General features: G+C 34.6%; 5 protein-coding genes. All 5 read right to left on the bottom strand.

Annotation, left to right across the window (positions count from 1 at the left end; all coding sequences use genetic code 11):
* Positions 1-2 precede the first annotated feature (2 nt).
* The 5 genes from ACEN2N_RS15645 to ACEN2N_RS15625 all read right to left on the bottom strand — a co-directional run bounded on the left by ACEN2N_RS15645 (position 3) and on the right by ACEN2N_RS15625 (position 12,911).
* Entirely contained in the window at positions 3-1,157 is a 1,155-nt protein-coding gene (locus tag ACEN2N_RS15645) for an endo-1,4-beta-xylanase (RefSeq protein WP_441825189.1), read from the bottom strand.
* A gap of 207 nt (positions 1,158-1,364) precedes the next feature.
* Positions 1,365-5,489 (bottom strand): two-component regulator propeller domain-containing protein, encoded by a 4,125-nt coding sequence (locus ACEN2N_RS15640; protein WP_441825188.1) that lies wholly within the window; start codon positions 5,487-5,489, stop codon positions 1,365-1,367.
* 108 nt (positions 5,490-5,597) lie between these two features.
* Complete coding sequence (locus ACEN2N_RS15635; RefSeq protein WP_441825187.1) at positions 5,598-7,772, bottom strand: alpha-glucuronidase family glycosyl hydrolase; 2,175 nt, start codon at positions 7,770-7,772, stop codon at positions 5,598-5,600.
* 208 nt (positions 7,773-7,980) lie between these two features.
* Entirely contained in the window at positions 7,981-11,289 is a 3,309-nt protein-coding gene (locus ACEN2N_RS15630) for a VCBS repeat-containing protein (protein ID WP_441825186.1), read from the bottom strand.
* Positions 11,290-11,399: 110 nt separating this feature from the next.
* The gene (locus tag ACEN2N_RS15625; protein WP_441825185.1) at positions 11,400-12,911 is read right to left on the bottom strand and encodes a RagB/SusD family nutrient uptake outer membrane protein; all 1,512 of its coding nucleotides are present in this window, start codon (positions 12,909-12,911) and stop codon (positions 11,400-11,402) included.
* Positions 12,912-12,928 lie beyond the last annotated feature (17 nt).

The raw sequence follows: 12,928 nt of genomic DNA, 5'->3' as shown, positions 1-12,928 counted from the left end.
GATTAAAGAGTGCTATCCTTTGCAACTTCTAATACACTATAATATGCTGGTTTTCGATTGTACTCCCTATCAAATAACAATGGGTAGTTCGTTCTATCTTTTATAGGCCAGCTATTTAACCAAGACACACCGTCGTTGATACCCCAAAAAGTTACTCTACTGATTTTATCGCTATGCTTTTTAAACAGCTTAAATATGTCTTCATACCTTTTGGCAAGTTGTTTAGCTACAGAATCTGGCATTTCTGTAGGGTAGGGATTCATGAATTCGCTGCCTTCAAAATTCTGACTTACCTCAGCTCCTTCTAAATCCCACGGATTTGGTAATACCGTAATATCGAATTCGGTAATCATTACTTGAATGTCTAAAGCGGAATATTCTAAAATACTTGTTTCAATTTCCTCTAATGACGGATCTTCTAGACCCCAGTGTGCTTGCATACCAATGCCATCGACTCTAGCTCCTTCTTTTTGGAGCATTTTTACAAGTTCTATAGCACCTGCTCTTTTCTCTTTGCGGGTCATGTTATAATCATTGTAATAGAGTTCTGCCTTTGGGTCGGCCTCTTGTGCCCATTTGAAAGAATTGGTTAAATATTCTGGGCCTAACTGTTCTAGAAAAAATGAATTTCTTAAGGTTCCATCTTCGTTTAGCGCTTCGTTCACAACATCCCAACCATGTATTTTACCTGAATATCTAGCAGCAATGGTTTGAATGTGATTTTTTAAACTGGTTGAGAGTTCCTCTTTTGATTCTAATTTTTCCACCCAACCTGCTAATTGACTATGCCAAACTAAATTGTGCCCTATAAAAGCAATATCATTTTTGGTGCTAAAATCTATATACCTATCTGCGTTTTCAAATTCGAATACGGCTTGTTTTGGCTCCATGAACATCCATTTCATTGAATTTTCTGGCGTAATGGTATTATATTCTGATAGTAAAATTTGTTGCCCAAGACTATCTTTTTTTGATATAAGGTTGTCGTTAACAGCACTTCCAATTAAAAAATCATTCTTAAAAGCCTCTTTAAGTGATAGTTCCTTTTTTATCTCAGGAGTTACCTTTTTCTCACCACATCCAATCATTAAAATTGATGCAAGTAATATGGTGAATTTGAAGCTTGTTTTATGTTTAAATACTAAAATGTTTTTCATGATTTTTCTAGTTGATTTTGGGTTTTAGTAGGGGTTTAAATGTACAATCTAGAACTATCTTGAATTGTAATATTTGATGCATTACATAATAATTTTGGAGCATAATGGGGTAGAAAGGTGGTAAAATTTGTTTAATTAGTAGATTTGAGTTTGAAAAATTAAGGTATTGGTATTTATATACTTGGTGTAGAGTCATATTCTTACTTACTATGAATTGTTCTGTAATTCCGTGGGGAGTATTCCAAATTCGGTTTTAAAGCATTTACTAAAATAAGATGCAGAAGAGAAACCCACTTTAAAACCCACTTCACTAATTGATTCACTACCGTTTTCAATCATTTGTTTGGCGCGCTCTAATCGTATTTTTCTGATGAGTTCGTTGGCTGTCATGCCCGTAATAGATTTGATTTTTCGGTACAGTTGACTTCTACTTAAAGACATGTCGTCGGCTAAATGCTCTACGTTTAAATTTGCATCACCAATATTTTCATTTATATAGTCTAATACCTTCTGCATAAAGGTTTTGTCAATACGGGTAGTGTTCTCTAATAGTGTAATTTTATTTTTATCGTTAAAATTATTCTCCAAAAATTGTTGTCTACTTTCAATAAGTCGTTTTAGATACGACCGTAGTACTTTCATTTCAAAAGGCTTATTTAAATAAGCATCGGCGCCAGAGTCAATACCTTTAACTTTATCGCTACTCATTGCCTTTGCAGTAAGCATTATAACAGGAATATGACTGGTCTTTAAATCTTCTTTAATGTGCTTGCAGAATTCGAATCCATCCATTTCTGGCATAATTACATCGGTAATAATGATGTCTGGAATTCCTTTTAATGCCATTTGGAGTCCAGCTTTGCCATTTTCTGCTTCAACTACTAAATAATCTGCCCGAAGTTTATTTTTAAGGTAGTTTCTAAGTTCAATATTATCTTCAACAATTAGTATAGTTCTCTTGTTTTCTAAATTAAAGTTATTTGCATCGTTATATGCCTTTTCTGTGATTTCTAAAGGTGATTCGTTCAATTCTTCTATAGGTGCATACTCTTTGATGGATAAATGTTCTGATAATTGCAAATGCTCTTTACCCATAGGGAAGTAGAGTTTAAACTTTGTGCCTTCACCTTCTTCACTTTCTACCTCAACTTTACCCTTATGCAATTCAACAAAACTTTGTACTAACTCTAGCCCAATACCAGTACCAGATCCGCCATAATACTGTTGATTTCTACCAGCAGCACGGTAAAAACGTTCAAAAATGTGCTCAATATCTTCTTTACTAATACCTGAGCCAGTATCCTCGATACTTATTTCTAAAGCATTCTGTGGTTTAGTTTTGTCAATTAAAGGGAAAACTACTTTGTTCGTACTAGAGTATATGCCCAAAGTAATTACGCCATTTTCAGGTGTAGCTTTGAACGCATTTGATAAAAGGTTAAATATTACCTTTTCTAATAAGCCTGGGTCACCCCAAAAATTAGTTTCTCTATCATCTGTTTCTGTAGAAAGTAAAATGTTTTTTTCAAATGCCTCCTCTTCAAAATGCTCTGCTATTTCTTTAATAAATTTGTAAGCGTTAATGTTAGATGCATTTAGAATCAACTTGTTTAAATGTAATTTTCTAAAATCCATTAATTCGTCTATCAGGTTTTTTAGACGTTGTGCATTTCTATGAATAATTCTATGTTTTTCTTTTAAACCTTTACTTTGTTTGTACTGATTTGATTCAATAATATCTACTATGGGGTTTATGATAAGCGTAAGTGGTGTTCTAAATTCATGAGATATATTGGTGAAGAATTGTATTTTCTTTTCATTTAATATTTCTTCTTGTTGTCTTTGGTCTCTTTCAGATTTTATAATTCTTCTTTCCTCAATTCTTTTGTTAGAAAACCAAGTGATAAAATAGATAAGAGAACTAATTAATAGGATGTAACCGAAAATTGCCCAGTTGGTCGCCCACCATGGTGCGAGTATGGTGATAGGTAGTGCAAGCGGATTCTCAGTCCATGCTCCATCATTGTTTGATGCTTTTACGTGAAAGATGTAATCTCCGGCAGATAGGTTGGTGTAGGTGGCACTTCTTGAGCTTCCAACATAATTCCAGTCATCTTCAAACCCTTCCAAGTAGTAAGCATATTGGTTATTGTTTGCCCTTGTAAAATTTACTGCAGCATATTCAAGTGTAAAAACAAACTGGTCAGGTTTTAAAGTTAGATTATCGACTTCTGCGATTGTTTTTTGAATTGGAGCTCCTTTTTCTGATGGTATTACAGATTTGTTAAATAATTTAAAATCAGTAAAATATACTAATGGTTTGTTCGTGTTCTGTAATATATTATTCGGGTTGAAATAGTCAATACCCTCATAATTACCAAAATAAAGGATTCCGTTTTTATCTTTGGTTACGGCATTGTAGTTAAAGTTGTTTGCAAGTAAACCATCTTCTTTATTATAATTAGAAAATTTCTTTGTTTTTGTGTCTAACATGGCAAGTCCTGTTTCGCCACTTACCCAAATATTCTGATTATTATCTTCAATGATTGATGAGATATTGTCTAATAACAAGCCATCATCCGCATCAAACCAATTAACTTTGTTTTCTTCTAAACTAATTTTGCACAACCCTTTGCCGTAAGTACCTAGCCAAATATTATTAGAACTATCCTCAAATAAAGATCTGGCATTGATGGTACCTTGAATATCAGAATTTTCAGAGATTAAATTATTTAATACAGTGAATTGAAGTTTATTATCATCAGACCAATTTGCTTTCACGATACCGTATGGACCACCAATCCAAATTTGATCTAGGTGATCTACCAGTACAGTTCTTATATGACCTTCTTTTCCTAATGGCGTATTAAGAGAATCACTAGCGTGGTGGTTAAATTCTCTTATTTTAGGATCGTATGAATGTAAACCCCCAAAATAGGTGCCTATCCAAATAACACCTTTAGAATCTTCAGAAAAACTAGTAATGCTATTAGAGGTCAGAGATTGGTTGGTAGTTTCAATTGAAAATTTTTTGAACGATTTTCCGCCATTAGGTAGGTAGAAAATGCCAGAACTCCAGGTGCCTGCCCATAAGTTTTCTTGTTTGTCCAAAAATAAAGTTTGAACATCTAAGCTTTTTAGTGATTCAGAATTAGTAGTGAAGTTGTCTGAGATGTGTATAAATTGTTTAGTATCTAAATTGTATTTATCAATACCACCACCGTCCATTCCTATCCAAAGTTGATTGTCAGTGCCTTGTGCAATACCAGTTACAGAAGGCGATTGTAAGGAGTTGTTACTATAGGGTAAACTTTCTATATCTGAGAATTTATCATAATATTTGTCGTATACACTAATTCCCTTGTTATAGTAGCCTAGCCAAATACGTTCTTGACTATCTACAAATATTGACCAAATAGAATTTGAACGTATTCGTTTTGGATCAGATTTGTCATAGGTGTAATTATAAATCGGATTCCCTTTACTATCTAAAACAAAAAGGCCATCATTTTCTGTAGCGCAAATAACCGTGTTATCTGGTAATATTTTTATATCAAAAATACGTTTGTCGGTAAAACTGAAAATACCAGCGGTATAGCGGTCGTTTATCTCTTTTCTTACTTTAAATAATCCCTTAGTAAAGGTTCCTAGCCAAATATTCTCATTAGCATCAATGATAATTGATTGTATGGCGTAGTCAGTTAAAAGAACACCATTTTCGGTATTTATTTTTTTTGGTTTTAAAACATTATCACCTTTATCATATTTGAATAAACCTGCGGTTGAGCCAATAAGCATGTCACCATTCTTTAAAGGGACAATAGTATTTATTACTGATTGGGTACCTAATGAGCCAGCTTCATCTTTTATTTCTTCAATTGAATTATCGATTACGTTTAACTTATATAGACCGTGTGCCGGAGTACCTATGAACAAAGATCCATTAAAATCTTCACCTATAGAAAATACAGGTAAATCTTTATCGGTAAGTTCATTTTTAGAAATAGGAATATTATGAAATAGGTCTAATTTTTTATCGTATTTATTTAAACCTTCGTTTGATCCTACCCAAATATTATCATTGGAATCAATAAATAGTGTATTGACTATAGAGTTATTTATTGAGCTACTATCGCTGTCATCATGTTTGTACTTTTTTAAATCTGTACCATTATACTTCAGTAGACCTTCGCCATACGTGGCAATCCAAATTAGACCTTCCTTATCTTGAATTATTTTGGTGATAGCACTCTTTGGTATACCATCATCAATGGTTACAAAACTGTAGGTTTCAGCAACGGTTTGAGCATTGACTTTAAAAGCGAAGCTCATGATCAATTGTATTACCATTATATACCGAATGCTGAATTTCATTATACTAAAATCTTATGTATTCATTATGTTGTAAATCGCTTAACCTTTTAAACTATAATTTGTATACTAGTCCCATTGTGGTTTTATACCTGGTGCAAATGGAAACCTAAGCGATTTGTAGTATTCTAAGTTATGGGCCGGTTTTTCTACTTTGTCAGGCAATGGTAATTTAGAAAATGTCTGAAAATATAATAAGCAGGCATCTCGCCACCACTGAGCTTCTTTTAATTGAATTTGCAATAACATTTTTACATCGTTGTACTCTTGCTCGCTCACATATGATTTTGAAGCATCCCAAGTTTTGATCATAGTCTTTACCTGATCAACCCCTTCTTGATATTTAAGAGCAATTGCATTCCATAAAATTTCTCCATTTTTTAATTTATAGTTCCAAGATAAATGATGGAACCAAAGTAGGTACTCCTCAGGTATGGCGGTAACGTCATTGTACATGTCTTGTACATGAGGAGCATATTGCTCTGTTGCATTACTACCAGAGGTTGTACGGTCAAAACCAATACCTTCGGTGTCTGCCTTGTGGTAATAAACGGGATTCCAATCTGGTCTTCCTAAATTATCTACCCATGGACCTGGACCATAATGATGACCTGTATCAAAAATATGGTGTAGTCCAAGCGGATTCATGTAATTTACGACAGCTTCATGAGAGCTAAGCATCATTTTTTTAACAGGTTCGACAAATGCTATGTCTGTATTATAGGTTAAACGTAACCATTCCTCAGCAATTTGATCTGAACTTATATATGGATCCCATGCCAAACGGCCAAAGCCATACCAGTTTGCTTGTGCAAAAGGATGTCCTGTCCAATTGATATCTGTACCTATGTTAGATACACCGGCCAATGCAGTGATTTTATTGCCATATAAACTGCCGTCTATAACCCTTGCTACAGTAGAACCTTCTCCTTTCTGATAAGTATCGGTGTCTAATATTTCTTCAAATAATTTAGGTAAGAATACCAAGTGACTGCTAAACCCTAAATATTCTTGCGTTATTTGAAACTCTATCGCTAAGGGAGTTTTTTTTAAAGCGCCAAACATAGGGTGAAAAGGTTCTCTTGGCTGAAAATCTATAGGTCCGTTTTTAACCTGTACTACTACATTATCCTTAAACTTACCGTCATAGGGCAGGAATTCATTATAGGCTTGTTTAGCTCTATCTGTATCATCATGCTCTGAGTATACAAAGGCCCTCCAAATTATATTTCCGCCAAAAGGTTCTAAAGCAGTAGCCATCATGTTGGCACCATCTACATGGTTGCGACCGTAGTTCTGAGGACCAGGTTGTCCCTCGGAGTTTGCTTTAACCAAGAATCCACCAAAATCTGGAATTCGTTTATAAATTTCAGAAGCTTTATTTGCCCACCACTTTTGTACTTCTGAATCAAGTGGATCTGCTGTTTCTAAGTTTCCGATTTCAATAGGTGCGGAAAACCTTGCTGTTAAATAGACTTTAATTCCGTAGCCTCTGAATACATTTGCCAACGCTTCTATCTTCTCTAAATACATAGGTGTTAATACCAATGCATTGGCATTTACGTTAGTAAGAACTGTAGCATTGATACCTATAGAGGCATTTGCCCTAGCATAATCTATATAACGTTCATCTATATGTTCTGGTAGTTTTTGCCAATTCCAAAGTGAGAATCCTGCATAACCACGTTCTACGCTACGGTCTAGATTATCCCAATGATTAAGCATTCTTAGTTGGATCTTAGGACTATCAACTACATCAATGCCAGTTAGTGGTTTGTGCAGCTGCATAAACTCTAAAAGCCTGAAGGTACCATACAACAATCCGACCTCTTTTTTTGCAGTGATAATTATTAATGGTTTATTCTTAAAAGTTAAGAACTTGATTATAAAGCCTTCTCCATTTACCGAATCAATACTTTTCTGAATTTTTGGTTTTAAATCTGTGGGTAGATTTTTGAAAGTATCAATTAAAAGCGTTGTCTCATCTGTAAAGCCATTTTGAAACTTACTTTTATTATTTAGCATTTTGGGTAATGCCAGGGTTAATTCTTTTTTTACATTTTTTAGAACCTCACTTTTAGATGAGATACTTATGGAGTTTGTAATTTTAGAATAAGAATCTGATAGTTCTGAATTATCTATGAGGTTATACTTTAACCAAAGGTCATAATCACTTACATGTTGACTTTGTGCAACAGTAATCATTAAAAAAAAGAATAGAACTAATACGTTTTTCTGTTTCATATTTGATAATTGTGTTATGTGGGGCTTCCTTTAAAAATAGCCATATTTCTACTTAGATGCAGCTGATTTAGCTATCATATAATGATGCTTACCTTCATTAAAGTGTACACTCTTCTTCCGTCGTTTTAAAACAGTCACTGTTTACAATAGGCCAGTGGCGTAATTCTTTAAATATTTTATCTATAAAGTAATTACGATAACCTTTTCGTCAATTCCACCTTACAAATTGCAAGTAGTCATTATTTTTAGCAGCAATTAAGTAAGATGTTTTCTTATTTCTATGAATAATGCTCATTGCTTTTACATCACCAGGAATAAATAGTCCGCTTTCTTCGGCAGTAACACTTTTAAAATCTCCTTTACCGTTGCCTTTTAAAAGCAATCCATAACCGGCATCATTTCTTGGAGTTTCTACCTCAGAAACAAATAAGTTGCCTGCAATAAGGAGGTCTAAAAATCCGTCTTTATCATAATCATTCACCAAAATTTCATTGATGCTTGATATTTGTGCTTCTACAGGTAGTTTGTGAATAATGAATTTTCCGTCCTTGTTTTCCAAATACACACTTGCAAAAGACTTCACTTGATAATGTAAAGCGGACTCAAGCGATTTTTCTGTGTATACATCTTCAAGCGTAGCTTCGGCAAAACTTTCGTAATTCTGGAACTTTTGTTTTATTGCAGGGATTTGCTGAGAAGAGCATTCACGCCCTCTTAATGGATATTGTTTGCCATCATTATAATAGCTTAACACAATATCTGCTTTACTATCCTTATCAAAATCGTTCACGAAAATATCGAAGGTTTCATCTTTGGTTGCCTTGTATTTGTAGTTTAATCCATTATTGCCAACAATATAGTCCATGTCACCATCTTGGTCAAAATCACCTTGTTCAATACTCCACCACCAGCCGGTAGTGTCTGTAGTTAAGCCCATGTCTTCAGAAACTTCATAAAATCCTGTTGCGCTATTTTTAAATACTCTAATAGGCATCCATTCACCCACTACAATAATATCTTGCCAACCATCATTGTTGTAATCTGTAACAACTGCACTGGTAGCCATACCTAAGTTTTTAAATGCTGTAGGTTGTAATTTTTCATTAATTTGAAACGCCACTTTGTCTTTAGTGCTGATGTTTTCTAATATATAACTATCAGTTGGGCTAGGGTAATTGCCTGGAACTTGTCTGCCTAATACCAATAGGTCGTCATCACCATCTTTGTCAAAATCTGCATTATAGACTTTAGATCCGCTAATAGTCAAATTTGGCATGTTTTCATCAGACACTTTACTGAAATTACCAGTGCCATTGTTGACATACAATCTATCTTTCAATTTTTTGTCGTTTAGAGTAAATTCATAACCGCCGCTTGCTATATAAAGATCATTGTCACCATCACCATCTGCATCAAAAAATATGGCACCAGTATCTTCGCTTAATATATCTTCATCTAAGAAAGAGGTATCTGCTTTTATAAATCCGTTAGATTCTTGTAGAAAAAGACTACCGGTTGTACTTACAGAACCGCCAATGAAATAATCTTCTAGTCCATCTCCATTTACATCGCCAATCGCCAAAGCCGGACCAAAAGCCGACATTTGGTGGGGTAGTAGTACTTGAGTAGCAAAATCATCATAGTAGTTTTCGGCATGTCGATATTTAGGAAATATTCCTGTAGTGTCAGTTTCAAATATTCTTGAAGCATCTACCACATCTATTGCACTTTCTTGCGCATCTAAGGGAGATAGGGTTAATTGTTGGTTACTGTCTACGTTGTTCAGCTTTTGAACCGTGCCATTTGTCCAAACTACTTTTATTTCATCAATTTTAGTGTGTTTGCCTACGCCAAAATGTAATTCTGGAGCAACAGATGATTGAAAACCTCTAGAAAGAGTTAACTCTTGTGTTTGGGTTATACCTTTTGTGGTAACAAAGACCCTATTGCCCAAGCCAGAAGTATTGCCTTTTTTACCTGAGAACTTGATAGATATATAATTATTTGTTTCTGAACTTTTATTCTCAAATATGGATGCTTTGTCGTCAATGTTATTTGTTACTATTTCAAGATCACCGTCATTATCCAAATCGGCATAAACAACACCGTTAGAAAATCCTTTATAGTCAATTCCCCAAATGTCATTCGCCATTTCAAAATCTAAATTGCCATTGTTTTTGAAAATGAAGTTTTCTATTTTTTCTGACGGTATGCTTTTACTGAGTTCTAAAAGTGTGTCTTTTTCAATCTTAATATTACCTAGTTTCTTGAAATAATCATTGTTATTGATTTCTTTTCTAGTACCGTTCGATACAAATAAATCTTTGTTGCCATCATTATCAAAATCGGCAAATAAAGGTCCCCAGCTCCAGTCGGTCGAGGAGGTACCCGTTATTCTAGATATATTAGAGAAGTGGGGAATACCATCAGTATAAATTCCTGAATTCAATTGCATACAATTATGCATATATTGATAATGAAAACCTGCATTCACCACATCCCAAAACAAACTAGGATTCATGCTCGCCATGTTTGCCTTTTTTCTTCGATTACTTCTAGCATCCATATCAACTTGAAAAATATCTAAGTTTCCGTCATTATTGATATCTGCTATATCGGTACCCATACCATAGAAAGCCGTATGTGCCGTTGCTTCTTTTATTACCTCTTTGAACGTACCGTTTTGGTTGTTGAGGTACATGAAATCTGGAGAATTGAAATCATTAGAAATATATAAGTCAGGCCAGCCGTCATTATTAATATCACCAACGGTTGCACTTAAGGTTAGCCCAAAATTCGTGAGTCCTGCTTCTTCGGTTACATCACTAAATTTATTACCATCATTTTTATATAAGTGATCAGACTCTGAAGCAATAGGATTATTCATTTTAAAAGAATAGTAGAACGTAGGAGATTTGAAGTTGGTAGGTGGGTAATTGGCAACATACATATCTATATCGCCATCATTATCATAATCTAAAAAAGTGGCCTGTACGCTGTTGCCAGTATCAGCTATACCATATTCTGCAGCTCTCTCAGTAAAGGTGCCGTCGGTATTATTTATAAATAATTGATTTTCTTTGGGTGAGAATTTTCCACCAACCGAGCAATAGATATCTAAATACCCGTCACCATTAACATCTGCCATGGTTACACCTGTATACCAACGATCATCACCAGTAACACCTGCTTTTTCTGATATATCTTCGAATTTTAAATCGCCTTTATTCAGGTAGAGTCTGTTTTTGACTTGGTTACCTGTAAAATATAGGTCTAAAAGTCCGTCATTATTAATATCGCCAGTGGCTACACCACCACCCATATAGAGATAGGAATAGGTGAAATAGTTAAGTGAGTCGTTCTCTGTAAGTGTGTTATTAAATTCTATGCCTGTGTCTGATGCGTGTAAACTTGTAAATATTTTACCCTGTACAGGTTCTGTCTTTTGTGAACAATTGATTACAGCCAACAAACCTATTGAGCAGATAAGTGGTCTAAGTACAATCGATATATTCATATGAAAAGTTTTTTACGATTTAAAGGTATAAGCTAGGCAATACTATTGAAAAAGCAGCATGTTTTCACATGCTGCTCAAATCAAACTAAACTAACTCAAAACTATTGTTTTTAATACCCTGGGTTTTGATCTGCTGAAGTCATGTTCTCATTAGAAGAAATTTCTCTGTCAGGTATAGGCCAAAGCTCATTTTTTCCAACTTGAAAATTTGTTCCAGCTAATTCGGTAGTAGCAAGGTTCCAACGTAATATATCGTTAAATCGGACTTGTTCTCCAGCCAATTCAACTTTTCTTTCATGTACGATAGCATCGAAAACTGCAGTTTTAGATAACCCATATGGCAAATCATCTAAATCAGCTCTATCTCTAACTTCGTTAATATAATCTATAGCATCATCTTGGGTGCCCACTTCATTTACACATTCTGCCATCATTAATAATACATCGGCATAGCGTAAAAATTTAAAGTTGATGCCAGACTCTTGGTCTTCATTGGCATCTTTGTAGTAATTCTGGTATTTTTTCCAAGCAACTTCTCTTTCTAATGGAATGTAAATTTCACCTTCTGGTACTACGTCTGGTATTGGACCCGTTCTGACTGTACCTACAGCCGATTCTGAACCTTCATAATAAAAGTTGCCATCGTATCTTAAATCACCATCTTCAAATTCATTTTTTAAATCATCTGAAGGGTAGACGTTAAACCAATCGTTAAAACCATATTCTTGACCTCTAAATGTTGCTTCATTAGGACCTGCTCCTGTTACCGAAGAATCCCATTTTGCGCCAGCACCCAAAGCATCATCATATTCAATTTCAAAAATTGATTCTATACCGTGCTCAGTCTCTTCTTTAAAATTATCAAAATAGTCGGGCTCTAATGCGTAGCCGGTCAATTTTTTAAATTCAGCTAATGCAAGTGCATGCTCACCTCTATATAGATATACTTTACCTAAAAGAGCAATAGCCGCACCTTTTGTGGCTCTACCATTATCTTCTTCGCTTTTATCTAACAAACTTGTAGATGCAGCCTGTAAATCTGAAATTATAAGTGCATATACATCACTTGCCGGAGATTTGCCTATACCTTCTGTTGTAGTAGGTATTTCAGTAATTAAAGGCATATCGCCAAATCTAGTTACTAGTAGAAAGTTATATACGGCTCTTAAAAATTTGGCTTCACCTAGAAATTTTTGCTTGGTAGCTTGATTCACTACAGACTCATCAATTGCATTGATTCTTTCTTCGTTTCCGATAACAAAATTCGCTTTATTGATACCTCTATAACAACTCTCCCAATAATCTGCAATTGGCCCGTGACTTGAGTCAAAAGAAAAATCAAGATATTGCTTTTTATCTGCTTCCAATTGCGGATTTCCGGCATTCTCATGGGACATATTATCCTGAGAGAAAAATATGTGACGAGAATAAAGACCTCTTGTTTGTAAATTGGCATAAACTGCATTTACTGCAGATTGCACTTGTGCTTCGGTTTTAAAAAATGTCTCTGGAGATAATCCATTCGGATTTACTAACTCCAAATCATTTTCACTACATGCATTTATAATCACCATGGCGGTGAATACAGTGAAAATTGATAGAATAAATTTTGTTGATTTCATATTTCTTTTTTTTTGCA

This window comes from Maribacter spongiicola (genome assembly GCF_052119685.1).
Classification (GTDB): domain Bacteria; phylum Bacteroidota; class Bacteroidia; order Flavobacteriales; family Flavobacteriaceae; genus Maribacter; species Maribacter spongiicola_A.
Note: the sequence above shows the minus strand (reverse complement) of the source record. Positions and strands in the feature narration are given on the sequence as shown.

Coding starts and splice junctions, on each gene's coding strand:
- ACEN2N_RS15645 (WP_441825189.1), bottom strand. CDS start 1,157: ATGAAAAACATTTTAGTATTTAAACATAAAACAAGCTTCAAATTCACC.
- ACEN2N_RS15640 (WP_441825188.1), bottom strand. CDS start 5,489: ATGAGCTTCGCTTTTAAAGTCAATGCTCAAACCGTTGCTGAAACCTAC.
- ACEN2N_RS15635 (WP_441825187.1), bottom strand. CDS start 7,772: ATGAAACAGAAAAACGTATTAGTTCTATTCTTTTTTTTAATGATTACT.
- ACEN2N_RS15630 (WP_441825186.1), bottom strand. CDS start 11,289: ATGAATATATCGATTGTACTTAGACCACTTATCTGCTCAATAGGTTTG.
- ACEN2N_RS15625 (WP_441825185.1), bottom strand. CDS start 12,911: ATGAAATCAACAAAATTTATTCTATCAATTTTCACTGTATTCACCGCC.